General features: G+C 56.0%; 25 protein-coding genes and 1 tRNA gene. 6 read left to right on the forward strand and 20 right to left on the reverse strand.

What is annotated here, in order from left to right:
- Nucleotides 1-66 precede the first annotated feature (66 nt).
- Nucleotides 67-1203 (reverse strand): 4-phosphoerythronate dehydrogenase PdxB, encoded by a 1137-nt coding sequence (gene pdxB / locus ACOTY9_RS06500; RefSeq protein WP_023338578.1) that lies wholly within the window; start codon nt 1201-1203, stop codon nt 67-69.
- A 113-nt stretch (nt 1204-1316) separates the two neighbouring features.
- Here pdxB and flk point away from each other — a divergent pair, with 113 nt between their 5' ends.
- The gene (flk, locus tag ACOTY9_RS06505) at nt 1317-2321 is read left to right on the forward strand and encodes a flagella biosynthesis regulator Flk (RefSeq protein WP_348565363.1); all 1005 of its coding nucleotides are present in this window, start codon (nt 1317-1319) and stop codon (nt 2319-2321) included.
- Between the two features lie 84 nt (nt 2322-2405).
- Here flk and ACOTY9_RS06510 read toward each other — a convergent pair whose 3' ends face one another.
- A complete protein-coding gene (locus tag ACOTY9_RS06510) occupies nt 2406-3584 on the reverse strand; it encodes an MFS transporter (RefSeq protein ID WP_348565362.1) in 1179 nt (392 codons plus the stop codon).
- A gap of 68 nt (nt 3585-3652) precedes the next feature.
- Nucleotides 3653-4870: a beta-ketoacyl-ACP synthase I gene (gene fabB / locus ACOTY9_RS06515; protein WP_014884674.1), complete on the reverse strand. Its 1218-nt coding sequence runs from the start codon at nt 4868-4870 to the stop codon at nt 3653-3655.
- Nucleotides 4871-5028: 158 nt separating this feature from the next.
- Here fabB and mnmC point away from each other — a divergent pair, with 158 nt between their 5' ends.
- A complete protein-coding gene (gene mnmC / locus ACOTY9_RS06520; RefSeq protein ID WP_348565361.1) occupies nt 5029-7026 on the forward strand; it encodes a bifunctional tRNA (5-methylaminomethyl-2-thiouridine)(34)-methyltransferase MnmD/FAD-dependent 5-carboxymethylaminomethyl-2-thiouridine(34) oxidoreductase MnmC in 1998 nt (665 codons plus the stop codon).
- Between the two features lie 97 nt (nt 7027-7123).
- Here the strand turns inward: mnmC and ACOTY9_RS06525 are convergent, their stop codons facing one another.
- The 6 genes from ACOTY9_RS06525 to prmB are packed head-to-tail and all read right to left on the reverse strand — an operon-like array spanning nt 7124 to nt 11672.
- Complete coding sequence (locus ACOTY9_RS06525; RefSeq protein ID WP_014884676.1) at nt 7124-7399, reverse strand: YfcL family protein; 276 nt, start codon at nt 7397-7399, stop codon at nt 7124-7126.
- A 13-nt stretch (nt 7400-7412) separates the two neighbouring features.
- Nucleotides 7413-7958, reverse strand: coding sequence for an elongation factor P hydroxylase (locus tag ACOTY9_RS06530; protein ID WP_014884677.1), 546 nt, complete (start codon nt 7956-7958; stop codon nt 7413-7415).
- Complete coding sequence (locus ACOTY9_RS06535; protein ID WP_023330989.1) at nt 7958-8767, reverse strand: sulfite exporter TauE/SafE family protein; 810 nt, start codon at nt 8765-8767, stop codon at nt 7958-7960. The genes ACOTY9_RS06530 and ACOTY9_RS06535 overlap by 1 nt, the downstream gene beginning before the upstream one ends.
- Nucleotides 8767-9591, reverse strand: coding sequence for a penicillin-insensitive murein endopeptidase (gene mepA / locus ACOTY9_RS06540; protein WP_014884679.1), 825 nt, complete (start codon nt 9589-9591; stop codon nt 8767-8769). Before mepA ends, ACOTY9_RS06535 begins: the two co-directional genes overlap by 1 nt.
- A 2-nt stretch (nt 9592-9593) precedes the next feature.
- Nucleotides 9594-10679 carry a chorismate synthase gene (gene aroC, locus ACOTY9_RS06545; RefSeq protein ID WP_318594567.1) on the reverse strand — a complete coding sequence of 362 codons (1086 nt, stop codon included), beginning with the start codon at nt 10677-10679 and terminating at the stop codon, nt 9594-9596.
- 60 nt (nt 10680-10739) lie between these two features.
- Entirely contained in the window at nt 10740-11672 is a 933-nt protein-coding gene (gene prmB, locus ACOTY9_RS06550; RefSeq protein ID WP_014884681.1) for a 50S ribosomal protein L3 N(5)-glutamine methyltransferase, read from the reverse strand.
- Nucleotides 11673-11817: 145 nt separating this feature from the next.
- On the opposite strand from prmB, the gene smrB reads away from it, so the two are divergent.
- Nucleotides 11818-12369, forward strand: a complete 552-nt coding sequence (gene smrB / locus ACOTY9_RS06555) for an endonuclease SmrB (RefSeq protein WP_014884682.1) — start codon at nt 11818-11820, stop codon at nt 12367-12369.
- 47 nt (nt 12370-12416) lie between these two features.
- Here smrB and sixA read toward each other — a convergent pair whose 3' ends face one another.
- From sixA to ACOTY9_RS06575, 4 genes are all read right to left on the reverse strand, one after another.
- Nucleotides 12417-12902 (reverse strand): phosphohistidine phosphatase SixA, encoded by a 486-nt coding sequence (sixA, locus tag ACOTY9_RS06560; protein WP_014884683.1) that lies wholly within the window; start codon nt 12900-12902, stop codon nt 12417-12419.
- Nucleotides 12903-13111: 209 nt separating this feature from the next.
- A complete protein-coding gene (fadJ, locus tag ACOTY9_RS06565) occupies nt 13112-15259 on the reverse strand; it encodes a fatty acid oxidation complex subunit alpha FadJ (protein WP_248197039.1) in 2148 nt (715 codons plus the stop codon).
- Entirely contained in the window at nt 15259-16569 is a 1311-nt protein-coding gene (gene fadI, locus ACOTY9_RS06570; protein ID WP_032635967.1) for an acetyl-CoA C-acyltransferase FadI, read from the reverse strand. Before fadI ends, fadJ begins: the two co-directional genes overlap by 1 nt.
- Nucleotides 16570-16805: 236 nt before the next feature.
- The gene (locus tag ACOTY9_RS06575) at nt 16806-17090 is read right to left on the reverse strand and encodes a YfcZ/YiiS family protein (protein WP_014884686.1); all 285 of its coding nucleotides are present in this window, start codon (nt 17088-17090) and stop codon (nt 16806-16808) included.
- A 372-nt stretch (nt 17091-17462) separates the two neighbouring features.
- Between ACOTY9_RS06575 and fadL the strand changes: the two genes are divergently transcribed.
- Nucleotides 17463-18746 carry a long-chain fatty acid transporter FadL gene (gene fadL, locus ACOTY9_RS06580; RefSeq protein WP_014884687.1) on the forward strand — a complete coding sequence of 428 codons (1284 nt, stop codon included), beginning with the start codon at nt 17463-17465 and terminating at the stop codon, nt 18744-18746.
- A 44-nt stretch (nt 18747-18790) separates the two neighbouring features.
- Here fadL and mlaA read toward each other — a convergent pair whose 3' ends face one another.
- The gene (gene mlaA / locus ACOTY9_RS06585) at nt 18791-19543 is read right to left on the reverse strand and encodes a phospholipid-binding lipoprotein MlaA (protein ID WP_023330994.1); all 753 of its coding nucleotides are present in this window, start codon (nt 19541-19543) and stop codon (nt 18791-18793) included.
- Nucleotides 19544-19858: 315 nt separating this feature from the next.
- On the opposite strand from mlaA, the gene ACOTY9_RS06590 reads away from it, so the two are divergent.
- Both ACOTY9_RS06590 and ACOTY9_RS06595 read left to right on the forward strand, forming a co-directional pair.
- Nucleotides 19859-20788: a formate/nitrite transporter family protein gene (locus ACOTY9_RS06590; RefSeq protein ID WP_063433924.1), complete on the forward strand. Its 930-nt coding sequence runs from the start codon at nt 19859-19861 to the stop codon at nt 20786-20788.
- Between the two features lie 75 nt (nt 20789-20863).
- Nucleotides 20864-20935: transfer RNA gene (locus ACOTY9_RS06595), tRNA-Arg, on the forward strand.
- Nucleotides 20936-20979: 44 nt separating this feature from the next.
- Here the strand turns inward: ACOTY9_RS06595 and ACOTY9_RS06600 are convergent.
- The 6 genes from ACOTY9_RS06600 to tssF form a co-directional block, all read right to left on the reverse strand.
- Nucleotides 20980-22299 carry a VasL domain-containing protein gene (locus ACOTY9_RS06600; protein WP_248197041.1) on the reverse strand — a complete coding sequence of 440 codons (1320 nt, stop codon included), beginning with the start codon at nt 22297-22299 and terminating at the stop codon, nt 20980-20982.
- 96 nt (nt 22300-22395) lie between these two features.
- Nucleotides 22396-22866, reverse strand: coding sequence for a hypothetical protein (locus ACOTY9_RS06605; protein ID WP_180253192.1), 471 nt, complete (start codon nt 22864-22866; stop codon nt 22396-22398).
- A 14-nt stretch (nt 22867-22880) separates the two neighbouring features.
- The gene (gene tssE / locus ACOTY9_RS06610; protein ID WP_023331001.1) at nt 22881-23333 is read right to left on the reverse strand and encodes a type VI secretion system baseplate subunit TssE; all 453 of its coding nucleotides are present in this window, start codon (nt 23331-23333) and stop codon (nt 22881-22883) included.
- On the reverse strand, nt 23326-23862 hold the full coding sequence (tssJ, locus tag ACOTY9_RS06615) for a type VI secretion system lipoprotein TssJ (protein ID WP_074165035.1): 537 nt from the start codon (nt 23860-23862) through the stop codon (nt 23326-23328). Before tssJ ends, tssE begins: the two co-directional genes overlap by 8 nt.
- Nucleotides 23843-24946, reverse strand: a complete 1104-nt coding sequence (gene tssG, locus ACOTY9_RS06620; protein WP_045281768.1) for a type VI secretion system baseplate subunit TssG — start codon at nt 24944-24946, stop codon at nt 23843-23845. The genes tssJ and tssG overlap by 20 nt, the downstream gene beginning before the upstream one ends.
- Nucleotides 24901-26664, reverse strand: a complete 1764-nt coding sequence (tssF, locus tag ACOTY9_RS06625; RefSeq protein ID WP_421637317.1) for a type VI secretion system baseplate subunit TssF — start codon at nt 26662-26664, stop codon at nt 24901-24903. Before tssF ends, tssG begins: the two co-directional genes overlap by 46 nt.
- Nucleotides 26665-26669: the final 5 nt, after the last annotated feature.

A 26669-nucleotide genomic window follows, 5' to 3' on the forward strand; every position in this document is an offset into this window, starting at 1 on the left:
GTGGTTTACTCCAGAAATAAAAAAGCGTCCCTGCCGGAGTATCCGACAGGGAGCATTAAGAAGACATTAATGCGCCGGGTGATGAACGGCGTTAAAACCCAGTTTTTTCAGCAGCGTCGCGGCCGTTGCGTCGTCGCACATCACATACAGGGACGACCACTCGCGGCGCTCAACATAGTTCTTACGCAGCTTGTCAAATTCACCCGGGATCCCCGCCACTTTACGCAGCAGCGCATCATCGCGGCGCACATCATACACCAAATGCACCAGCCTTTTCAGCGTTGCCTGATCGAGCGGGCCGTGCAGGGTAATGCGGCCAAATTCAGGTGCGGGAAGTAAGGTATCCAGCGCCACCTGCTGCGGATGGCCAATAAACGTGCTGTAGGCTTCAAACACCTGCGTTGTGCCGCGGGCTTTGCCTTCAAGCGTATAGCCCGCGATATGCGCAGTGGCTACGTCCACCTTGTTAAGCAGTTCAACGTTAAGATCCGGCTCCGGCTCCCAGACGTCCAGCACAACGCGGAGGTCTTGTCCTTCATTCAGACATTTCAGCAGCGCGGCGTTGTCCACCACCGGGCCACGGCAGGCATTTATCAGAATAGTGCCAGCCTTCAGACGACGGATCAGTGCTTCATCGGCAAGATGCAGGGACGTATAGGGGCCCTCTTTAAACAGCGGCGTGTGGAACGTCAGCACATCACACTGTTCAACCAGCTCATCCAGCGAGCGGAAATCCCCTTCGTCACCGTTGTCTTTACGCGGTGGGTCGCACAGCAGCGTGCGAATACCTAACGCCTCCAGGCGCTTTTGCAGGCGTCCACCCACGTTACCCACCCCGACGATCCCCACGGTGCGGTCTTTCAGCACAAAACCGTCGCGCTCGGCCAGCATCAGCAAAGAGGAGAAGACATATTCCACGACGGCAATAGCATTACAGCCGGGCGCGGCGGAAAAGCCGATCCCCGCCTGCTTCAGCCATTGGTCATCCACATGATCGGTCCCTGCCGTTGCGGTTCCGACAAACTTAATCGCTTTTCCGGCGAGCAACGACGCATTTACTTTGGTCACCGAGCGCACCATCAGCGCGTCTGCGTCATCCAGTTCGTTGACCGGGATCGGGCGACCAGGGACAGCCTTAACGTTACCCAGGCGGCTAAACAGCTCACGGGCATAAGGCATATTTTCATCAACGAGGATTTTCACGTCTGAGTACCTGTTTGAGAGGAAGTAAACCTGCCAAGTGTGCCATAATCTGGCCGCCAGGCATATACGTCTGCCAGGTTTACGCTGAGTTTTGACTTTAAGGATTTTTGACGATGCAGCCCATTTCAGGTACGCCGCCACGCCCTCCGGGTGAAGGCCCTGTCACGCCAAACGTTGCCGGTGAACAACCGCTATCCACGCAACAGCGCACCGTGCTGGAGCGACTGATCACGCGCCTGATTGCGCTGACTTCACAGCAAAACGCGGAAGTCTGGGCCGGGGTAAAGCATGATTTAGGCGTAAGGAACGACGCACCGCTGCAGTCGCGACATTTCCCTGCTGCCGAGCAAAATCTCAACCAGCGTATTACGACCGCACAGCAGAACCACACCACGCGGCAGATTGTCACGCAACTGACCGAGCTGCTCGGCCAGGGAAATAACCGTCAGGCGGTCAGCGACTTTATCCGCCAGCAGTATGGCCAGACGGCCCTGAGCCAGCTGACGCCAGACCAGCTTAAAACCGTGCTGACGCTGTTGCAGAACAATCAGCTGTCGATCCCACAGCCGCAGCTGCGGCCAGCGACCGAGCGTTCGCTGCTGCCTGCTGAGCACAACACGCTGAATCAAATGGTGACCAAACTGGCCGCCGCCACCGGCGAGTCAACAAAGCTTATCTGGCAATCCATGCTCGAACTGTCCGGCGTAAAGGCGGGCGAGTTGATCCCGGCCAAACAGTTTCCCCATCTGGTGACCTGGCTACAGGCGCGCCAGACGCTCAGCACCCAGAGCGCCCCTACCCTGCATACCGTTCAGGCTGCACTTAAACAGCCGCTGGAACCGCACGAGTTCGAGGCGATTCGGGATTACGCCCAGCAGAACTGGCAGGCGACACCGCAAACGGTACTGACCACCGCGCAGGTGCAGGATGTGCTCAATCAAATCTTCGTGCGCCGCGCCGAGCGGGAAGGCGTCGTACCGGAGGCAAGAAACATTCAGCCGATCTACAGCCCGCTTTTTGCGCCCGTTGTGGAGACGTTCAGAACGCTTTCTGCCCGTCCGGGATTGTTGTTTATTGCGTTACTGATTGCGCTGGCGATTTTCTGGCTGGTTGCTTAACACTGCCAGGTGGCGGCTTCGCCTTACCCGGCCTAAGGCCAGTGCGGTTGTAGGCCCGGTAAGCGAAGCGCCACCGGGCAAAAACTACGACCGACGAAACGCCACCAGCGTCACCACGATCCCCACGACCGCAGAAATGGCACCGGCCAGGAAGACGGACGGGTATCCAAACGAGGTGGCCAGCAGTCCGGCCAGCGGTCCTGTTACTCCGTATGAGATATCCTGAAACGCCGCATAGCCGCCGAGTGCTGTACCACGCACCTGCGGGGCCACACGCTTCACGACTTCCACGCCCAGCGCCGGGAAAATCAACGAGCAACCGCAGCCGGTGAGTGCTGCGCCAATCAGCGCGACAGAGGCGACCGGTGCGTGCCACAGCAGCAGCAGGCCAACGGTCTCTATCATCAGCGATGCCACCGCCACCTTCACGCCACCAAAGCGATCCGGCATCCAGCCGAAGAACACGCGCATCAGCACAAACGCCCCGCCAAACGCGGTGAGCGTAAATCCGGCCATCGCCCAGCCGCGGCTCATAAAGTAGAGCGAGACGAACGTGCCAATCACCGCAAAACCTACGCCCTGCAGCGCCAGGCCCAGACCCGGCTGCCAGATTTGGCCGATCACGCTCCACAGGGAAGGACGCTCCCCTTTGTGAGCGGGTACCTTACGTACCGAGCCGTTAAACGCCCACGCCAGCAGCGGCAACACCATGGTGGTGGCTGCCAGCGCCGCAAAGCCAAACTGGCTATTGATCAGCAGTCCCAGCGGTGCACCAGCGGCCAGCGCGCCATAAATAGCCATGCCGTTCCAGGACATCACTTTGCCCGAACGAGCAGGCCCCACCAGGCCCATTCCCCAGGTCAGGGTACCGGTCAGCAGCTGGCTTTCACTAAAGCCAAGGATTAAACGTCCCAGCACCAGCAGCGCAAATTTATACCCTGCGTCTACCGGCAAAAGCGCGGCTAACAGCCATGCCCCGCCCGCCAGACCACAGGCAAACATCCCCTGTAACGCCGAGCGTTTTGCACCATGCTGATCTGCCAGCCGTCCGGCGTACCCGCGGGTTAGCACCGTGGCTAAAAACTGAATGCCCACGGCAATGCCGACCATGGTGTTGCCATAGCCGAGTTCCTGATGAACGAACAGTGGGATCACCGGCAGCGGCAGGCCAACGGTCATGTAGGTCAGAAATACCGCAAAGGCGATTCGGAAAAGGGAAAGGTTACCGGAAGGGGCGCTCTTCTCTGGGATAACAGCCTTCATGCATAACTCCGTGTTGAGGCATAAAAAAAGGGAACCTTCCGGTTCCCTTCTACTATACATTCAAACGCTTATGCTTTGTACTTACGCATTACCAGCGTCGCGTTCGTGCCGCCGAAACCGAAGCTGTTAGACATGACGGTGGTCAGTGTCGCTTCCGTTGGTTTCGTCACGATGTTCAGGCCAGCAGCCTGCTCGTCCATCTCATCAATGTTGATGCTTGGGGCGATAAAGCCGTTTTCCAGCATCAGCAGAGAGTAGATAGCTTCCTGCACGCCCGCAGCACCCAGAGAGTGACCGGTCATTGCTTTGGTGGCAGAAATTGCCGGGCTGTTGTCGCCGAAGACTTCGCGGATTGCACCCAGCTCTTTCACGTCGCCTACCGGAGTAGAGGTACCGTGAGAGTTCAGGTAGTCGATTGGCGTATCAACGCCGTGCATCGCCATCTTCATGCAGCGCACCGCACCTTCACCGGATGGCGCAACCATGTCGGCGCCATCAGACGTTGCGCCGTAGCCCACGATCTCAGCGTAGATATGCGCACCACGTGCCAGCGCGTGCTCCAGCTCTTCAACCACAACCATACCGCCGCCGCCTGCGATGATGAAGCCATCACGGTGCGCGTCGTAAGTACGGGACGCTTTTTCCGGGGTTTCGTTGTACTTGGTGGACAGAGCGCCCATCGCGTCGAACTCACAGGCCATTTCCCAGCCCAGCTCTTCGCCGCCGCCAGCAAAGACGATGTCCTGTTTACCCAGCTGGATCTGCTCAACCGCGTTACCGATGCAGTGTGCGGACGTCGCACACGCGGAACTGATGGAGTAGTTCACACCGTGGATTTTGAACGGAGTGGCCAGGCATGCGGAAACCGCAGAGCCCATGGCTTTGGTGACCACGTACGGACCTACCGCTTTCAGACCACGCGGGCTACGCATTGCGTCAGCACCGAATACCTGCGCTTTAGATGAGCCGCCGGAACCAGCGATAAGACCTACGCGGGGATTGTTCTGGTAAACTTCCGCGCTCAGACCTGCATCTGCAATCGCTTCCTGCATGGAGAGATAAGCATAAATAGAGGCATCGTTCATGAAACGAACCACTTTGCGGTCAATCAAACCGGTGGTGTCCAGTTTGACGTTACCCCATACGTGGCTACGCATACCTGAATCTTTAAACTCTTCAGAGAAAGTGATCCCGGAGCGTCCTTCACGCAGAGATGCCAGGACTTCCTGCTGGTTATTACCGATGCTGGAAACAATGCCCAGGCCAGTAATCACTGCACGTTTCATTCAATACCTCTGTAAGTCGCACTATAGTAAGTTTCGAGTCGCACAATAGCGTACACTTGTACGCCGAACAAGTCCGATCAGACATTTTCTGCGGAAATTTGCACCGATGGACTCACATCGTTAAGATCGTGCCACTGCCTGTCAGACGAGTAACTTACGTGAAACAAAACGCTATACATCCCGCCAACCTCGAATTCAACGCTGAGGGTACACCTGTTTCCCGAGATTTTGATGACGTCTATTTTTCTAATGATAACGGACTCGAAGAAACTCGCTATGTTTTCCTCGACGGAAACCAGCTCAGCACCCGCTTCCCGGAGCATCCGCGGAGCCTGTTTGTGGTCGCGGAAAGCGGATTCGGCACCGGGCTCAATTTTCTGACCCTCTGGCAGGCGTTTGACCAGTTTCACGCTGCCCACCCTGAGGCTACGCTACAAAGATTACATTTCATCAGTTTCGAAAAATTCCCGCTCACCGCGCACGATCTGCGCCTGGCCCATCAACGCTGGCCGGAGCTTGCCACCTGGGCTGAACAGCTTCAGGCGCAGTGGCCGTCTCACATTGGGGGCTGCCACCGTCTGATTCTGGACGGCGGACGCGTGACGCTGGATTTGTGGCTGGGCGACATCAACGACCTTACCGATAAGCTTGATGATGCGATGAATCAGACGGTGGACGCGTGGTTCCTGGACGGTTTTGCGCCTGCCAAAAACCCGGATATGTGGAGCCAGCATCTGTTTAACGCGATGGCGCGACTGGCGCGTCCGGGCGCAACGCTCGCCACCTTCACCTCAGCAGGCTTTGTTCGCCGCGGCTTGCAGGAAGCGGGCTTTACCATGCAGAAAACCAAAGGTTTTGGCCGCAAGCGCGACATGCTGGTCGGCAGGATGGAGCAGACGCTGGACATCCCCGCCAGTGCACCCTGGTTTGCGCGCAGCGCCAGCGCGTCACGGGAAGTGGCGATAGCAGGCGGAGGGATCGCCAGCGCCCTGCTGTCTCTTGCGCTTATCCAACGTGGCTGGCAGGTGACGCTTTATTGTGCTGACGATGCGCCTGCAGGTGGGGCCTCCGGCAACCGCCAGGGGGCGCTCTATCCCCTTTTAAGCGCGCACGATCCGGCACTGTTCCAGTTTTTCCCGGCGGCCTTTACCTTTGCCCGTCGCCTGTATGATGCCCTGCCGGTGACGTTCGATCATGAATGGTGCGGCGTGACGCAGCTCGGCTGGGATGAGAGAAGTCAGCAAAAAATCGCGCAGATGCTGTCCCTGGGACTGCCGGAAGACATTGCGCGGGCGGTAAGCGCGCAAGAGGCCGCCAACACCACCGGCATTGAAACCGGCTGCGAGGGCATTCAGTATCCGCTCGGCGGCTGGCTGTGCCCGGCTGAACTGACCGCTGCGGCGATTGACCTTGCGCAGTCACGCGGGCTGACGGTCTACTATGCCCACAAGGTTGAATCGCTGTCCCGAACAGAACGCTGGAATTTGCGTTTTGCTGATGGCAAAGAGGCAAGCCATGCCAGCGTTGTGCTGGCGAACGGACATAGCATCAACCAGTTTATCCAGACAGAATCCGTGCCGGTTTATCCGGTCGGCGGCCAGGTGAGTCATATCCCTACTACGTCCGAACTGGGCAAACTGCGTCAGGTGCTGTGCTATGACGGCTATCTGACGCCACAAAATCCGTCTAATGGTCATCACTGCATCGGGGCGAGCTATCATCGTGGCGAAGCGGATATGCGCTACAGCGAGGCGGATCAACAGCAAAACCGCCAGCGCCTGATTGACTGCTTCCCGGATGCAGCGTGGGCGAAAGAGGTTGACGTCAGCGAAGGCGCGGCCCGCTGTGGCGTGCGCTGCGCAACGCGCGATCATCTACCGATGATGGGGAATGTGCCGGACTATGAGGCAACGCTTGAAGCCTATCACGACCTTGCAAACCACCAGGAAACGGCGGTAGCTGCACCGGTTTATCCCGAACTGTTTATGCTGGGTGGGCTGGGTTCGCGTGGATTGTGTTCTGCACCGCTACTGGCTGAAGCCTTAGCCGCACAAATGAGCAACGAACCGCTACCGCTGGACAGAACAACGCTTGCGGGGCTGAACCCGAATCGATTGTGGGTGCGAAAACTGCTGAAGGGGAAGAAGGTTAAGTAGGGTGCGGACGGGTGCCCTCACCCTAACCCTCTCCCACAGGGAGAGGGGATATTCGTAGGCCCGGTAAGCGCAGCGCCACCGGGCGAAATACGATGACTTAGCGTTTAGCCTGCTGGAACAACGTGTCCCACATGCCCAGCACCAGAGACTGGTCGCGCGGGGACAGTTCACCCGCCTGAATCGCCTTTTCCAGGCTGCGGGTGACTTCATCATGCACTGCTTCGGCAGAATGATCGTCTCCTGCCTCCAGCTCGGCAACAGCCAGCGTCAGGTGACCACGCAGATAACCGCTGGCGAACAGCTCATCATCACTGGCGTGTTCCACCATGTCATCAATTAACGCCAGAATGCGTGATTCAAATTCTGCGATCATCTTTTTTCCTCAGTTAAAGATCTTCCGGCCAGGGGAAGCATTCCGCCGTGATCACCGGCGTGTGGTAATAATTCTGTAAAGCCTCGATCAGGCGGGCCGGACGTTCCGGGATGCCTTTCTCAAGATATTCCATCACCTGTGCATGCACGCGGCGCTGGAAGACGATACGGTCTGGCTCGAAGTCGCCTTCGAGGTTGTCACAGCTGACGTTGAACGGGAAACCCGCCGCGACACAGAATAGCCATTCCAGCGCCTGCGGTTTCACTTCCACATCTTCAAACTGGCCCTGGGTTGCGGCGTCGCGTCCGTCCGGACAGTACCAGTAGCCGAAGTCCACCAGCTCGCGACGCGCTTTCCCCGCAATACACCAGTGCGAAATTTCATGCAGCGCGCTGGCGTAAAAGCCGTGCGCAAAGACGATCCGGTTGTACGGCACTTCGGCATCAGCAGGAAGATAGATCGGTTCGTCGTCGCCTTTAATCAGACGGGTATTAAAATCATCAGCAAAGCAGCCGTTAAAAATCTCAATCAGCTGTTCGTAGTTATGCGTACTGTTCATTAGTTCATCCCCAACCAGTGGAGGATCTCCTGTCCATGGCTGTCATAAAGAAGCTTTGCGCTCATGACCGCCGAAACGATGACGATCATCGGGCGAATCAGCTTCTGTCCTTTGCTTAATACCAGGCGCGAGCCCGCGCGCGCGCCCAGGAACTGCCCTGCCATCATGACAAAACCGGTTGCCCAGATGACCTTGCCGCCAATGATAAACAGCAACAGGCCACCAAGGTTAGAGGTCGCATTAAGCACTTTGGCATGGGCGGTAGATTTAGCGAGGTTAAAACCGGCCAGCGTCACAAACGCCAGCGCGTAAAACGAGCCTGCGCCCGGGCCAAAGAAGCCGTCGTAAAAACCGACACAGCCCCCGGCTATCAGGGCAAACGGCAAGCCATGCAAGCGACGCTGACGGTCTTCTTCACCGAGCTTTGGCATCAGCAGGAAGTAGAGACCGATGCAGATAACCAGAATCGGCAGGATCTGGCGCAAAATATCGGACTGTACGTGCTGCACCAGCAGCGCGCCCGACGTCGAGCCGATAAAGGTCATCAAAATATTGAGCTTCTGATCGGCGAGGCTCACCACCTTGCGGCGGATAAAATAGAGCGATGCCGAAAGCGAGCCGCCGCAGGCCTGAAGTTTGTTGGTGGCCAGTGCCTGAGCGGGGCTCATGCCCGCCGCCAGCAGCGCGGGTACCGTTAACAACCCGCCGCCGCCAGCAAGCGCATCAATAAACCCGGCTAGCATGGCAACAAAAAACAGCACCACCAGCAGCAGCGGGGACACCATAAACAGATCGACGAAATTATCCATTAAAGTACATGCTCATCCAGTAGCGCCTGGCAGGAAGGCGGCAACGGAGGCGGTGTCTTCTTCTCAGGCTTAGAGGTTCCAGGTTTTGCCGGTTCAAACCAGCTCTGCAGCTCCGCACCGCAGCCATCGCCTGGCGGAGGTAACGGCTGATCTTCACATTCCAGGCTGTTTGCCGGGCAACGCAAACGAACGTGCATGTGCGCACGATGCTGGAACCACGGGCGCACTTTGCGCAGCCAGTCGCGGTCAGTTCCGGCATCCAGGCAGAGCTGTTGTTTGATGGCCGGATTCACAAAGATCCGCGTGACGTCGTTATCTTCTGCTGCCAGCTTGATCATGCTGGACACATCCCGCGTCCACAGGGAGGGCACCACGCGCTTACCGTCACTCGCCACCAGATCCAGCGCCTGCGGTTTCAGCAGTTGCGCGGACGTCCAGCGTGTTTTCGGTAGCTGCAGGAAGATATCGACATCCAGTCCGGTCTGGTGGCTGGCGTGCCCGCCGTTAAAGCGCCCGCCCGCAGGCATGCCCATATCGCCAATCAGCATCGTCCCCAGCCCCAGGTTATGTACCTGGTTTCCCAGTCGCTGAATAAACAGCACCAGGTCAGGGTGACCGAAGTAACGGCGCTGGTCGGTACGCATCACCTGATAAGTATCCGATTGCAGCGGAAGCGCCTGCGCGCCGACGATACAGCCGTTCGAAAAGGCGCCGATAGACTGCGCGCTGCCCGCCACCGGATGGGTGATCTTTTGCCACGGCGTGGCGGCCAGACTGGCTCCACTGGCGAGCAACGCCAGCAGAGCAATTGCGGTTTTTTTCATGGTTACCAGCGTGGAATGGTGGTCGTCACATCCGCATTCTGCGCGCGCTGGCGCAGGAAGTGATCCATCAGCACGATCGCCAGCATCGCTTCTGCGATCGGCACCGCACGGATCCCCACGCAAGGATCGTGACGTCCTTTGGTGATCATCTCAACTTCTTCGCCAGAGCGGTTAATCGTGTGGCCCGGCACGGTAATGCTGGAGGTTGGCTTCAGGGCAATATTCGCAACAATCTGCTGCCCGCTGCTGATCCCGCCGAGGATGCCACCCGCATGGTTGCTCTGGAAGCCCGCTTTCGTGATTTCGTCGCGGTTCTGGCTGCCGCGAAGGTGAACCACGTCAAACCCGTCGCCAATCTCTACGCCCTTCACCGCGTTGATGCTCATCAGCGCGTGCGCAATGTCAGCGTCGAGACGGTCAAACACCGGCTCGCCCCAGCCTGGCGGCACGCCGTCGGCCACCACGGTGACCTTCGCCCCAATGGAGTCACCCTCTTTTTTCAGGCCACGCATCAGCTCGTCCAGCGCATCCAGCTTGTCGGCATCGGCGCAGAAGAACGGGTTTTGCTCAACCTGGTCCCAGTCTTTAATGGCCAGCGGAATATCGCCCATCTGGGTCAGACAGCCGCGAATGACGATGCCAAATTTCTGCTGCAGGTATTTTTTGGCAATGGCACCCGCCGCCACGCGCATCGCGGTTTCACGCGCGGAAGAGCGTCCGCCGCCGCGATAGTCGCGGAAACCGTACTTTTGCTCGTAGGTATAGTCAGCATGGCCCGGACGGAATACGTCTTTAATAGCGCCGTAGTCCTGAGAACGCTGGTCGGTGTTTTCGATCAGCAGACCAATGCTGGTCCCGGTGGTGCGGCCTTCAAAGACGCCAGAGAGAATTTTGACCTGATCCGGCTCGCGACGCTGCGTGGTGTAGCGAGAGGTGCCCGGACGACGGCGGTCAAGGTCGTGCTGCAAATCAGCTTCTGTCAGTTCGATGCCGGGCGGTACGCCGTCAACGATACAACCTAAAGCCAGCCCGTGCGACTCACCAAAGGTGGTCACGCGGAATATCTGTCCAATACTGTTTCCTGCCATCACGGCTCCGATGTTGTTGTTTGTGTTTGAGCGTTGTGAAACGGGCCGAAGCCCGCTGGATTAATCTTTATAGATACTGAAGTATTCGCGCGCGTCGAGCAGCTGCGCTTTGGTCAGCATAAAGACGCCGTCACCGCCGTTATCGAACTCAAGCCAGGTGAACGGCACATCCGGGTACTGCTCTATCAGATGTACCATGCTGTTGCCCACTTCACAAATCAGAACACCGTCGTCGGTCAGGTAATCCGGCGCGCAGGCCAGAATGCGGCGGGTCAGCTTCAGGCCGTCAGTGCCTGACGCCAGACCCAGCTCCGGCTCATGACGGTATTCATTTGGCAGATCGGACATGTCTTCCGCGTCGACGTACGGCGGGTTAGTGACGATCAGGTCGTACTGCAGCGTCGGCAGGTCGCGGAACAGATCCGAGCGGATTGGCGTAACGTGATGGATCAGGCCGTGCTCTTCAATGTTGTGCTCGGTGACGGCCAGCGCGTCGGTAGAGATATCGACGGCGTCCACTTCCGCTTCAGGGAAGGCATAGGCGCAGGCAATCGCGATGCAGCCGCTGCCGGTGCACATATCCAGAATGTGCTGCGGCTGATGGTGGATCAGGCCTTCAAAGTGGTTGTTGATCAGCTCACCAATCGGTGAACGCGGCACCAGCACGCGCTCATCAACATAGAATTCGTGGCCGCAGAACCAGGCTTTGTTGGTCAGGTAGGCGACCGGAATGCGTTCGTTGACGCGGCGGATCACCCGCTCAACAATGCGGTGTTTTTCACTGGAGGTCAGGCGCGCGGTGCGCATGTCTTCCGGAATATCCAGCGGCAGATAAAGAGACGGCAGCACCAGCTGAACGGCCTCATCCCACGGGTTATCGGTACCATGACCGTACCAGATGTTGGCGGCGCTGAAGCGGCTAACCGACCAGCGCAACATGTCCTGTATGGTATGCAGCTCGTTTACTGCTTCATCGACAAATATTTTATCCACTCTTTCCTCCAGGGCATGCTCGCATAATTTTCGGCGGCTAGTTTGCCATGAAGACGGCGATAAATCAGCAATGACGCGTCGCGCTTGAGGTTAAAAAATGCGTTTAGTCGGGTACACTATCGGAAATACGAGATGAGAGTGACGAATGAAAAAGAAAACATCGCTCAGCGAGGAGGATCAGGCTCTCTTCCGCCAGCTGATGACCGGGACGCGTAAAATCACGCAGGACACCATTGTCCATCGCCCGCAGCGTAAAAAAATCAGCGACGTTCCGGTCAAACGACTGCTGCAGGAGCAGGCTGATAACAGCCACTATTTTTCAGATGAGTTTCAACCGCTGCTAAATACGCAGGGCGCGGTGAAATACGTGCGCGAGGACGTCAGCCACTTTGAGCTGAAAAAATTACGTCGGGGTGATTATTCACCGGAGCTGTTTCTCGATCTGCACGGGTTAACGCAGATGCAGGCGAAACAGGAGCTGGGGGCACTGATCGCCGCCTGTCGCCGCGAACACGTGTTTTGCGCCTGCGTGATGCACGGCCATGGGAAACATATTCTTAAGCAGCAAACGCCGCTGTGGCTGGCTCAGCATCCGCATGTGATGGCGTTTCATCAGGCACCCAAAGAGTACGGCGGAGATGCCGCATTGCTGGTGTTGATAGAAGTTGAGGAGTGGCAACCGCCTGAGTTGCCCTGACAGCATGGCGGGAAGCACATTTGCACCCCGCCCTGTCGCACGTCACGTCAGATAGCTTTTGCCATCTTCAGGTTGCATGGACTCATTTGCCAGTTAAAGACCCCTTTGCCGGTTTCGTCGAGGGTGACGTTGGCAATGGCGGATGTGGTGAACATTGGCGGCGTTTCGCCCGGGCACAACTCAGAAACCAGATAGCCAACCAGTGGCAGGTGGGAAATGACCAGTGCGGAAGCGACACCTTCATTGCACAGTGCCTGAAGGTAGGCGCTGACAAGGCCGACATCACCGCATGGCGTCAGTTCAGGAAGAACATCGACACTGGATGGCAGGTTCATACACTCCCCTACCACGTCCAGCGTCTGTTCTGCACGCAGGAACGGACTCACCAGAACGCGTTCGATATCCACTTTTTGGCCTTTAAGCCAGGTGGCCATCAGACGAGATTCGTCGCAACCACAGACTGTTAAAGGACGTACTGAGTCACTGGCGGCATCGAGTGCCGCGTCGCCGTGACGCATGATAAAAACTTGCATATTGCACCGCTTTTGTTAACCAGAATCACCGGCGTTGACTACCCGCGATAAATGCTCTGAGGTAGAAAACCCGATGGCCGGGCATTGTGCCTGATCCATTCGGTGAATGAAACGCTGTTTTTTACCTCAATGGCGTAAGTATAGTCAATCTCTGTTTACAAAATCGCCAGAACAGGTTCATTCACGTCGGGATTTACCCTTCTTTGACCTCAGCTTACGAGGACAGTTTCCCTTGCAGGCCAAAATGTCTGGCCCCGTTCCGCCATCTGCAATAATTCGTCACACGGTGTAAACCGCGGGCCATATTGCGTTGCCAGACGTTGCAAAATAGCCACCACTTCACCCGCGCCGAGTGTATCCATGTAACGGAACGGGCCGCCAAGGAACGGCGGGAAACCAATACCAAATACGGCGCCGATGTCGCCATCCCGTGCGCTCTTGATCACCTGCTCACCAAAGCAGCGTGCCGCTTCATTGAGCATCATCATCACACAACGTTCAGCACACTGAACGGCGGAGAGTCTCCCCTGACCTGAGGTCGGGATAAGCCCATAAACAGAAGGGTCGACCTGTTTCTTGCTTTTACGCCCTTTCGCGCCGTAAAGATAGAAACCGCGTTCATTTTTTCTGCCTTTGCGATCGTCCTTCAAAATTGCAGAAACAATATTTGCAGGCGGCGCAAAACGATCGCCATAAGCGGCTTCCAGTACAGGTATAATTTTAGTGCCGGTGTCTATTCCCACCTCATCCAAAAGTTGGATAGGACCAACGGGGAAGCCAAACTTTACCAGTGCCTCATCGACGTGATCAATCTTCTCCCCTTCCGTCAGCAGCCGCATCGCTTCGTTGATGTACGGCGCCAGAATACGGTTGACGTAGAAGCCGGCTTTGTCCGCAACCACGATGGGGGTTTTGCCCTGTTTTTTCGCCAGCTTCACCACGGTAGCGATGGTTTGCGGGCTGGTTGTAGCGTGAGGGATCACCTCCACCAGCGGCATTTTTTCTACCGGGCTGAAAAAGTGCAGACCAATCACCTGCTCAGGACGTCCGGCTTTCGCTGCGATATCGCCGATGGGTAATGACGACGTATTCGAGGCAAAAATGGTATGCGGCGCGCAATGCTGTTCAACGTCCGCCACCATCTGCTGCTTGAGCGCCAGATCTTCAAATACGGCTTCAATCACCAGATCGCGGTGCGCAAAACCGCTGTAGTCCGTCGTGCCGGAGATCATCGCCAGGGTTTTATCACGCTCGCTTGCCTTGATATGGCGGCGCTTGACCTTTTGATCAAGGTTCTGCCAGCTGTACTGCAGCGCGTGGTTGATTCCCTTAGGGTTAATGTCTTTGATGCGTACCGGCAGTTTCCCTTTACTTGCGGTAACGAAAGAAATGCCGCCGCCCATCAGCCCACCCCCGAGCACGCCAATTGCACGCAGCGGAGCAGGCTCAGCCTCGCTGCCCGGATCTTTTTTCACCTCTGTGCTGGCGAAGAAAATGCTGCGCAGCGCCCGTGACTGCGGCGTCATCGCCAGCTCGCCAAAGGCTTTGGCTTCAGCGGCGTAGCCGCTACTGCTTCCCTGTGACAACCCGGTTTCAATCACCTCCAGGATCCGTTTCGCCGCCGGGTAGTTGCCTTTGGTTTTTTGTTCGGTCTTTTTGCCCACCATGTTGAACAGGATCGTCCTTCCCAGAGGACCCGCCAGCACACGCTCTCGCACCGGAAGAGGACGTTTTGGCTGGCGACCTTTCAGCGCCAGTTCTACAGCAGCTTCCAGTAAAATCGCGTGGGGAACGACATCGTCAACCAGACCGGCTTTCAGCGCCTGACGGGCGCGCAGCTGCTTGCCGGTGAGAATCATTTCCAGCGCGGTGCTAACCCCTACCAGGCGCGGCAGACGCTGCGTGCCACCGGAACCAGGCAGGAGACCTAATTGCACTTCCGGCAGGCCCAGAACGGTTTTCGCATCGTCAGTACAAATGCGGCTGTGGCAGGCCAGCGCCAGCTCCAGTCCACCACCCAAACAAGCACCGTGGATCGCGGCAATCACCGGGATCGGCAGCGCGTTGATCTCGGCCATCACCTGCTGCCCCTGACGCGCAAGATCTTCCGCTTCCTGCGCGCTTTGCGCCCGGGCGATCATGTTAATGTCGGCCCCGGCAATAAAGTTATCCGGCTTGGCCGAGATAAACACCAGACCGCGAATGGCCTTGTTTTCGCGGATCTGCCTGAGCATTGCGCGAACCTGAGTGCCAAACTCCGCCTTCAGGGTATTCATTTTTTCGTCAGGCACATCAATGGCGATCACGGCGACGTTATCGAGGCGAACCGTCAGGTTAAATGCAGATGTCATTTCCATTATTCAGCCTCCAGAACCATTGCAGCACCCAGGCCACCCGCCGCACAGGCGGTCACCAGGCCAAACCCGCCACCGCGGCGACGTAGCTCGTGTAATGTCTGAGTAATCATCCTCGCCCCTGTCGCCGCAAACGGATGACCATAGGCAATCGAACCACCCAGCACGTTGAATTTGCTTTGATCCACTTCACCCGTGGCATGGGCGCGCCCCAGCACATCACGTGCAAAACGCTCGCTTGCCAGCAGCTGTACGTTTGCCAGGGTTTGTGCGGCGAAGGCTTCGTGCATATCAATCAGGGTTAAATCAGCCAGCGTCAGCCCTGCGCGATCCAGCGCCAGCGGCGTGGACCAGGCCGGACCTAACAACATGTCCTGCCAGACATCAATGGCGGTGAAGGCATAGCTGCGCAAATAGCCCAGAGGGGTGATGCCCAGCTCTTTCGCGCGGGATTCGGTCATCAGGATCACGGCGGCTGCCCCATCCGTCAACGGTGTACTGTTGGCCGCAGTCACGGTGCCATGTTTACGGTCGAACGCCGGACGCAGTTTGGCGTAATCCGCCAGCGTCGAGGTACCGCGGATATTGTTGTCTTCAACCAGTGGTTCCCGATAAGGAGGCGTATAGGCGGTCATCACCTCGTCGGTGAGCTTGCCCTCTGACCAGGCTTTCGCCGCCAGCTGATGTGAACGATGCGCCAGCGCGTCCTGCTGCTCACGGGTAATGCCGTAGGTTTTCGCCATCTGTTCCGCGGTATCGCCCATGCGCAGGCCGGTAGAATATTCAGCGACAGCAGGGGGTACAGGCATCAGGTCGCGCAGACGTAAACGCGAGAAGAGTTTGAGCTTCTGACCGGTCGTGCGGGCTTTGTTTGCATCCACCAGAATACGGGCCAGCTTTTTACTGACGCCAATAGGCAGTACCGAAGAGGAATCAGCGCCTCCGGCGATCCCGGCGCGAATGGTGCCCGCCATGAGGCTTTCCGCCACGTTAGCCACCGCCTGAAAACTGGTCGCGCAGGCGCGGCTGACGCTATAGGCATCCGTATGAACGCTCATCCCGGTGCCGAGGACAATTTCTCGCGCAATATTGGGAGCTTCAGGCATCTGAACCACCTGGCCGAAAACCAGCTGTTCAATGACCTCAGGCGGAATTTCGCTGCGAGCCAGCATCTCCCCCACCACCATTTTCCCCAGATCGACAGCCGGTATGCCATGAAACGCCGTTGCCTGACGCGCAAACGGCGTACGCAAACCACTGACAATGGCAATGCGATCGCCCTGACGGGTAATAAGCGGTAATGCCTGACTCATAACACTCCCCTGTAAAAAATTGACGCAAACGTTAAGTGGTCTGACCTGATAATAGTCTTAACCATTTTTTTACATTCAGCCAATTGGGGAAACGAAAAAGTGCGAGGTAAGACACAGAGAAGAAAAAGAAAATGCCCCGAGGTAAAAGCAAAACGGTAACCCGTAGGTTACCGTTTTTAGTGTTTGCACCCTCTCCCGTGGGAGAGGGTCGGGGTGAGGGCACCAGCCCGCAGGAATTAACGCAGGCCCAGCTGGAAAATCAGCGTTTCTGCTTCGCAGGCAAACACGAAGTCAATATCCAGCTTCACGCCGCCGTCCACCTCGGTGAAGGTAGATTTGATTTCGCACGGATCGGATTCAACATCACGCGCACGCTTGCTCAGCGCGGACAGGGTTTCTTCCGCTTCAGCGCGGTTGGTGAACACACGGCTGTAAGACGCTGTGCAATCGGAGTTGTCCATGATGGTGCCAACATCCATACAGCAGCAAACCGGGGTTTCATCAGCACTGCATTTACTCATAGCTCAATTTCCTCTGTATTCGCGCAGCGCGCGAGATAAACACGATGCTGCTATTTTACGCCCCGGCGCAGGCTCTCTCCAGCCGTTAATGGCGCAAAATCGGATAAGTGACCAATATCACACTAAAAAATGATCTAAAACAAAAACCACCCTTTTGACTGAGTCGCGATGGTCACATTTTTGCCAACCAGATCTCGTTTCATGAAACATGTTTGAAAATATTAATAAACAAACTTGCAACATCCCAGCTGGTCAGACCTATACTCTGGCCACTGGTCTGATTTGTCTGTCAAACCTCAGACCCTACACTTCGCGCTCCTGTTACGGTATGTAACAATTATTGAATAAAAATAACTCAATGAGGTTATGGTCATGAGCCAGAAAACCCTGTTCAACAAGACTGCGCTGGCAGTCGCAGTGGCAATCGTCTCCACTTCCGCCTGGTCAGCGGGCTTTCAGTTAAACGAATTTTCTTCCTCTGGCCTTGGCCGCGCGTATTCTGGGGAAGGTGCAATTGCTGATGATGCAGGTAACGCCAGCCGTAACCCTGCACTGATCATGATGTTCGATCGCCCGACCTTCTCTGCGGGTGCGGTATATATCGATCCTGATGTCAACATTTCTGGCAAGTCGCCTTACACAGGTGCGAGCCTGAAAGCGGACAATATTGCCCCGACCGCATGGGTACCCAACCTGCACTTCGTTGCACCTATTAATGAGCAATTTGGCTGGGGGGCGTCCGTCACGTCCAACTACGGCCTTGCAACTGAATTCAATAACAACTATCCGGCAGGTGAATACGGCGGTAAAACCGATCTTACGACGCTGAACCTGAACCTGAGCGGTGCTTATCGTCTGAACGACAGCTGGAGCTTTGGTCTGGGCTTTGATGCCGTCTACGCTGATGCAAAAATTGAGCGTTACTCCGGCGAGCAGACTGCCAGCCTGCCGAAAAACAGCAATAAAATTGCCAGCCTGAAAGGTGATGAGTGGGGCTATGGCTGGAACGCCGGTATCCTGTATGAGCTGGACAAAAACAACCGTTGGGGCCTGACCTATCGTTCCGAAGTGAAAATTGACTTCGACGGCGATTACAAGAGCGGCATCCTGGCACCAGTCAACAACCTGGTTCCAGGCGCGGGTACCACCATTCCATGGGGTACTTCAAACCAGACAGTTCCAGGTTCACTGTCGCTGCATTTACCAGAAATGTGGGAAGTCTCCGGTTACAACCGCGTGGCACCACAATGGGCTATTCACTATAGCCTGGCCTACACCAGCTGGAGCCAGTTCCAGGAGCTGAAAGCAACCGGCAACAATGGTCAAACGCTGTTCTATAAGGATGAAAGCTTCCACGACGCCTATCGTATTGCGTTGGGTACCACCTACTACTACGATAAAAACTGGACTTTCCGCTCCGGTATCGCATTTGACGACAGCCCGGTTCCGGCAGACAAACGTTCCATTTCCATTCCGGATCAGGACCGCTTCTGGTTAAGTGCTGGTGCGACATATGCGTTCAACGAGAATGCGTCCATCGATGCGGGCGTATCTTATATGCACGGTCAGAAAGTGACGTTCCAGGAAGGTCCGTACGAGTTTACCTCTGAAGGTAAAGCCTGGCTGTTCGGTACGAACTTTAACTACGCGTTCTAAGCGCACTGAAATCGAAAAAGGTGAGCATCGCTCACCTTTTTTATTTATTCCGAATCGATATCTTTGAGTTCGTTTTCGATAGCCTTCGCGTTTGGATTCTCCTCCGGCTTCAGCTTGCCACCGTTGGCAATAAAATCGTGATTCTGGAAGTATGCTTCGCGCACCATAATGTAAGGATCGGAAGACTGGCGCAGCAGACCGTCTGAGTCGAGCAATTGCGCACGGGTTTCAATCCCTTCCACCGTCCATTTACCAATCGACAGCGGCCAGGTCAGCCACGACAGGACCGGATACAGCGTATCGACCATATCGCCGCCATCATCACGCACGGTGAAGCTGCCATAGAACGGCAGGTGGACATACGGACCATAACCTACGCCATAATGCCCCAGGGTGCTGCCGAAGCGGTGCGGTTGTTCACGCTGCAGTTTCGGGTTCGCCATGCCAGCGACATCAATAAAGCCGCCCATCCCCAGAATGGAGTTCAGGAAAAAGCGGGTAAAGTGCACCATCCCCTGATACGGGTCGCCCTGCAGGAAGTAGTTCACCATAACCGCGGGCTCTTCGAGGTTGCTGGTAAAGTTGCTTAGCCCGTTACGCGCAGGCTGTGGAACATAATCGCGCCATGCCACTGCCACCGGCCGAACCACATACGGATCCAGCACGTTGTAGTTGAAGCTATACATGGAGCGGTTAAATCCTTCGAGAGGATCGGAGCGTCCCGTTTGCTCCCCGGAGCTGGCGCAGCCCACAAGCATCGTCATGCCCAGCGCAAGCGCCGACAGCCGAAGTTTCATAAATATCTCCCTGTTCAGTATGGCTATCGTTGATTGCCATCCGTAACGAAGCATCTGGCGCTCCGTCTGTAAACGTGCAAGTGATTGTAACAGCACGTTTACCGATGTCTATGAGCACAAGCACGGGCAATAAACACCGTGGCTCTGATCTCAGCATAGCCTGGCTTTTGGAATTCGTTTCGCTGGCAATTTTATAATGCCTTTGAAAGAGATGTCTCACCTTTGTTGTCATTGCCGCCAATTTAAGAGCATCCCCACAGGCATCCTGATAAAAGCCGCTACGCTTAAAAGAAAGATCAACCTCCGGGAGCCGTTATGAAAGAAGTGGGTGAAGACAAAATTGCAGAGAGTAAAGAGGATATTGAAATTGAGAGCGAGGAGAAAGCGCGCGGCGAGAAGATAGAAGTTGATGAAGATCGCCTCCCCTCCCGCGCGATGGCAATTCACGAACATATACGCCAGGATGGCGAAAAGGAGATGGAGCGCGATGCCATGGCCCTCTTCTGGTCAGCCATCGCTGCGGGACTGTCAATGGGCGCGTCACTGCTCGCAAAAGGGATATTTCATGTTCAACTTGAGGGTGTCCCCGGCGGTTTTTTACTGGAGAACCTCGGCTATACCTTCGGCTTTATTATTGTCATCATGGCCCGCCAGCAGCTGTTTACTGAAAACACGGTGACTGCCGTTCTGCCAGTGATGCAAAATCCTACCCTCGGCAATTTCGGTTTATTGTTGCGTTTGTGGGGCGTGGTCCTGCTGGGTAACATTATCGGCACGGGTATCGCCGCCTGGGCGTTTGAGTATATGCCGATCTTTGATGAACCTACCCGGGATGCGTTTGTGAAAATTGGCATGGACGTGATGAAAAACACGCCGGCCGAAATGTTCGCAAACGCCATCATCTCCGGCTGGATTATCGCCACGATGGTGTGGATGTTTCCTTCCGCAGGCAGCGCCAAAATTGTGGTGATCATACTGATGACCTGGCTGATTGCCCTGGCGGACACCACGCATATTGTGGTCGGTACCGTTGAAATACTTTATCTGGTCTTTAATGGTACGCTTCACTGGACTGATTTTTTCTGGCCGTTCGCCCTTCCGACGCTGGCCGGGAATATCTGCGGCGGAACGTTTATCTTCGCGCTGTTAAGCCATGCCCAAATCCGTAACGACATGTCTAACAAACGCAAAGCTGAGCTAAAGGCGCAAGAGAATGAGGGCAATTCGGCAAAAAAAACGGACTGAATGGTGACTCTTTGAGCAGTCAGGCGGCGATGCGCTTAACGCAAAGTGTAAATAACGCTATACTCGTGCCGCCTCGTCCCCTTAGTTAAATGGATATAACGAGCCCCTCCTAAGGGCTAGTTGCAGGTTCGATTCCTGCAGGGGACACTTTGACCTTTCTCTCTTTTTTCAGCCAATTTCGCCCCATCAACTCATTGAGCAGAGGCGTCCTGTTTTATTTGAGCATAACGTGTTGCCAGTTGTTTTAAATGCAGCTCAAGTTGAGTCTTCTCCCCTTCAGGAAGTACATTTCCAGCAGGATACTGCGACAGTCGTCGGAGCTGTTCTTCAGCCGGTATCGATTGATTAAATGACTGCATAGCGGAAAAAACCACTGACTTCAGCTCACTGACGGTAATGTATTTCCCCTTCTGCTCATCCAGACCGTTCAGGCGGTGACTCAACTTCTCCAGCGTCGCCATTCCCTGATGCCAGCCGTTCAGTTGTTCTGTTGGTAACGCCGCGGCATTCCGTTGCTGCTGCCACTGCTGAACCAGAGGCTTAGCCTGCTCCGGCCACAACATCTCAGCCTGTTCCGTGAGTTTTCGGCTGTAAGTCATACTCCAGTCAGGAGGCAATTTATCCAGCAGGGCAAGTTGCTGCTGCGTTTGCGCGATCGCCGTTTTCGGTAACGAAGATTGCTGGCGCAACGTTTTAAGCTGTTCTGGTGACAGAGGTACAGGCAAAGGTGACAATGAGGCTGCAAGCTGAGCCTGTAGCGGGTCAGTACGGTGAAGATACTGCCAACCCCATAGTGCAAGTGCGCTTATCACCAGCATGGTCCCCATCCCGGCGACGAAAGATTTCCACTTTTTCATCGGACCGGGTATTGCCGTCTGAACGTCAACATTCGCCGGGTACTCCGACTGTGCGACATACACCCATTTTACTGCTTCGCTCCGGGCGTTATCTTCTTCAACAGGACTACTGGCAGAGACGGTTGCTCCCTCGCTGTTTTCCAGCCGGACAGCACTGTTGTGCATCAGGGTACGCAACGTATCCAGCTGGCTATGATGCTTAAGCTCCAGGCGCTGCAGTATCTCCCCCAGCGCGGTGAGCCGTTGCTCAGCCTGGTACAGCTGGCTGAGGTCGCTGTAATTGAGCGGGAGCGAGCGCATCCGTTGCTGCAGACGCTGACTCAGACTGCTGAGGATTTCCATGCGGGCATGAACCGGCTGTGGCCACATCGCCCCCCACTGATGACTAATCAGCGCCTCCAGTATCGCCAGGCCTTCATTGAGCCCGAATAATCCGGCCAGCTGCGTCCTAGCCAGCGTGTACCAGGCCAGCGTCTGAAGCTCCACGCCGTTCTGCTCAAACAGTGAAAGACAAAGTTTTTCGACATGCCGCCAGTTAACGTCTGGACGCGCCGGATGGGTGAGCTTACTCAGCTCATCACGCAGGGCGGTATAGTCCGGTAGCGTGCGCGGGTCGCCGCCGGTTTTGATTTTACGTGGGATAATGTCATTCATGGCCAGTCGTCCATTTGGCGTATCAGGAGTGAGTGAAGGTCGTCGTTTATGCGGCTTCGCGTGCTGCATATTCAGAGGGGGCTGCAGTACCCGCAGCTATGGCAGAAGCGCCAGAATCAGACCAAAAAATGTGCTCTCATCAAAACGCTGTCCAGAACGTGATAATGCATCCGCCGGAGTATAGGTCCAGTCGCTCACCGTACCTGAACGCATAAATAAACGCCCCAGTGACGATATGCTTCCTTTATTGTGAAAGGCCGCTTCCACACATCCGGTCACGCCCTGACCGTACAAAAATACCGGCGTAAACGTTACAGACCGGTCGTCGTAATGCAGGACGATACCGGGAATGTCAAAAGCCCCGCCCTCCACCAGCAGGTCCGTGACCGATGCAGTGAACGGCTCCACATTCAGTCCGGTAGCTTTCAGCCACGCGTCCATTTGCTCCTGAAGCTGTGCCATTCGCTGGCGGAACGCTGCAATATCGGCCTGAGTTTTGCTGGTAAACGCAACCGGAACTGGCTGTCTGGCCTGTAGTTTTTTGAGGAACTGTGATTTTACTGACATGGTGTTTTCTGGCCTTAAAGACGAGTTTTCGTATCGAGATATTGCTGTTGCTTAAGATGCCGCAGGAGAACCCGCCCTTCCGGCATAAACTCGGTGCCGTAGCGCACCAGGCCGATACCTTTGAGCTCAGCATCAATGGCATAACGCAGCTCGCCAGGTACGTTTTGCTCCAGCAGGACCACATCTATCCTTTTCAGGCGGGGTTCATATTTGAGCAGGACAGCCGACAGGGTGCCCATCAGTTCATGGGCGGTACCTGGCATACCCTGGAGGATTTTGGTCATATCCGGCAAGCCATAGTCGGGCAGATGCGCCAGCGTGCCGGCGCGGCAGTTGAGAACGCGCTGCATGTTATCCAGTACCGACAGAATGACCTGATTTTCCTCGCTGACCTGATGAAGATCTAAGCCGCCGGTGAAATTGCCGTAAAGCGTTTCATAAAGTGAAGGACTGGATGACTCACTCATCTTTCAGCACCTGCAGGGTCAATCGGTTGTTGCCCGCCTCAATAACCCGTGCTTTATCCGGATCAAGATCATCACGGCTCAGCACAACGCGCCAGGTATTGTTCGTCTGGTCCGGTGACATAAACATCCCTGCCACTGCCACGAACTGAGCGTCCTCCTCCATTGGCATATCCACCGTCGCAGCACCGCCCGGTTGCAGGCGGATATCTTTCTCTGCCACCAGATCTGCATTAATGGCCTCACTATCGGCTTTAAATAGAGACGGGTAGTCCGTGCTGTCGAAGGTCTTACGGTCTTTAAGTTGATAAATACGCACCACTGTCGACAGTGCTACACCACCGGCGTTGTTGTTCACGGCCTCGCGGGCACGGATATCGAGGTGGAGAATTTTTACCTGCTTATAAAAAATAGATTTGGTCACAGCAACGGTGCCGTCAGTCACTTTTTGAGTCAGCCCACAGCCCGTCAGCATCAGTGTGATACCGGCGGCCAGCGCAGCCAGAGGAAATTTACCAGCGGTAATCGCCATCTTCATCGGTCTCCCTGCGGTGTATATTTTCCTGTACCCGCTCATAGCGGCCAAGATTGATGGTTATTGTTTTGCAATGTGCGGCAGTGTTCGCCGCATTTAGCGGCCGCATTACGGCGGTGCGGCCCAACTGTACTGCGCCGACCTCAGGTTTAATGCTCATTGTCGCGTCCGGCAACAGGCTACGATCGACACACAACTGCAGGCGAACGTCGAGCCGTGACCCAAGATACACATGCAGCAATGCCATTAAATCCGTGTGAAGCTCGCCGCCTGGTAACCAGCCCTGTACTTCAGCCGGATTCGAGGTGTACAGACGCATCAGTACCTGACTGTTCACATCGGTGGCATAGCTGCCCATCACCGGGCGATTTGTCAGGGAGACGGGCTGGCTGACGCTCATGGTCAGTGGCTTCTTCAGCGGCACACGGCGTTTGTCATGGTGCCAGATTTTCGCCTGCGTGTTGGGTGCCAGCAGGCGCACCAGCGAGGCCATGCCTTCTGCGGTACGCCCCGGCAGTAACATGACCGGCAGCAGTGCCAGAAAGCGCGAAGCCGGGGTCGCGATACTGTCCGTGCAGCCGTTAATCCCGAGCCCGGCCAGTCCCAGCAGGTACTGCGAGGTTTTGTCCTTACCGCCTTCTTCGAAAGTCGCCGGGTATGAATATTTACGCCAGATACGGTAATACTGGGTAATCAGCCGATGGTTAAAGATATCGAGGAAATCCGCGGTGGCCTCATACCCTTCCCGTCGCTGGGTAATGTCATCGATATAGTGCGTCGGCAGTGGAGACTCCACGCCGTAGAGCCCCATAAAGGTGATACGTACAGTCGGCGGAAGATGCGGATACTCAGGCTGCTCAATCCCTTTGATTTCAGATGCCGGAAAACTCATGCCTGGATGGGGCCGGAAGCGCACCGGCTCATGCCGTACCTGCCATGTGCTGCCGGTGACCGGTTTATCCGGCTGGCTCTGCTCCAGCAACCGACAGAAACGGTAAAAATTCATGTATGGCAGCCGGTCACCCAGCAGCGCTATCAGCCGGGCAGGCGCGGACTGTGGTTCTCTTTCCACCGGATACATTTTCCTTCTGGCTGTACGATGAGGGTGAGCTGGTTGAACTGGTTCATATCGGCATAAAGCGCAAAGAATCGGTTGAGCATTTCGCCGAACAGGTGAATATCGCCCTCACCAGTGAAGCCGTTGCTGTCGAGGGTCACTTCGATATCCAGCCCCCGCAGGAGGTAACCCTGCTCAAAACGTTGAAGGCGATGATGCGCCACCTGCTGAATCGCCTCCAGGCGTCGGGTGTTCAGTTCATCTTCCTGCCAGTTATACAGTGCAAGCGTCCCGCGCAGCACTTCAGCGGTGCTCATCATATTCAGGAATCCGGAGCCAAGGTGGCTCAGCACCCGCCAGTGGAAACGGTCTTCCGCTGGCGGGTAAACAGGCAGCGTTGGTTTGCAGAGGTTGCGTACTGAAAGTTGTGTACTGACCACCTGCTCACAACGGTCAAGCAGCGTGCTTTGTAGCGCACGGCGCGGCAGCTGGCCGTTGGTGCCGGTGATTTGCAGCGAGACAGCTTCACGCTCAAACAAGCGGTCATCTTCCCACTGGTGGCCACCGAGGATAAGCCAGGTGTCATACAGCCCGGTGACGCTGCGTTTCACACGGGTGTGGAAGTAACGGGGTGGTGCATGACGGCGCATCATCCCGCCCTTGTGCCTGAAGCTGCTGAACGGCACATACTCTGCATCACTGGTCCGGTTTGAGCCTGTCACCGAATCCACCGAATAAATCTCGGTGTGTCCGTCCTGCAGACGTTTGGGGCGCAGCAGGTACTCACTTTCAAGCCCGGTAATGGTGAGCGGGTCAGCTTCCAGTGTGAACAGGTTAATCACCGGCACACAGTGCAGACGAACCGCGTCATCGGTGACCTGCAGCTCTGATGGCCACGGTGTGCTGAACACGACTTCGATGTCGAAATACTCCGCTCCGGCAGGCGGTGTAATGCCATCCAGGCCGTTGAGGTGAACAAACATAAACTTGTCACGGAAGGTGAAATACTCCAGCAGCAGCTGGTAACCACTGAAGGCGGTATCGCCCTTCGGCCACAGGCTGTCTTCTTCCGCAAAACCACCCGGCGAGAAATACCCGTCGAGGCGAATACGGTCGGTCTGCCCGGGCAGACGCATATACAGGGCAGCCTGACGCCTGGTCAGCATCAGGTGCAGCTGGCTGCTGACGGGTGCATCCGCCCCGAGATAGAGGCTCAGGTGGCTAAGGTCAGCTCCGGACCAGTCTGCCTGGCTGCTGCAGGCAAAACGCATCCGCAACAGCGAACGACCGTCGGGCTCAGTGGTCATGGTAATGCCCGAAACGCTCAGGGGATTGAGCATCACATCCTGGGTGGTGCGGTAGCGACAGACGGTGTTCTTCGGCCCTACCGGACGGGAATATATCTCAAGACCCGCGGGCACCACTTCCGCCATTTTCATGGAATGCAGGGCCGGGGTCAGTGCCACCACCGAGAGGGACGGAATGGTGCGCAGGTAGTGTGGCCAGAGCATGCTGACCAGCCCTTCCGTCAGTTCCGGCAGGTCGTCGTCAATTTTTTCGCGCAGCCTCCCCATTGAGAAGGCAAACCCTTCAAGCAGACGTTCAACATACGGATCGGGTGTACCAGCCTTATCCAGGTCGAGCATTGCTGCCCGATCGGGGTGGGTTTGCGCGAACTCTTTCGCGGCTTCACGCAGGTAGCGCATTTCTGCGTCGTAATAACGCAGGGTTAAATCTTCCATTTATT

Source organism: Enterobacter cloacae complex sp. SHL012 (genome assembly GCF_049237505.1).
In the GTDB taxonomy this organism is placed as follows: Bacteria; Pseudomonadota; Gammaproteobacteria; order Enterobacterales; family Enterobacteriaceae; genus Enterobacter; species Enterobacter kobei.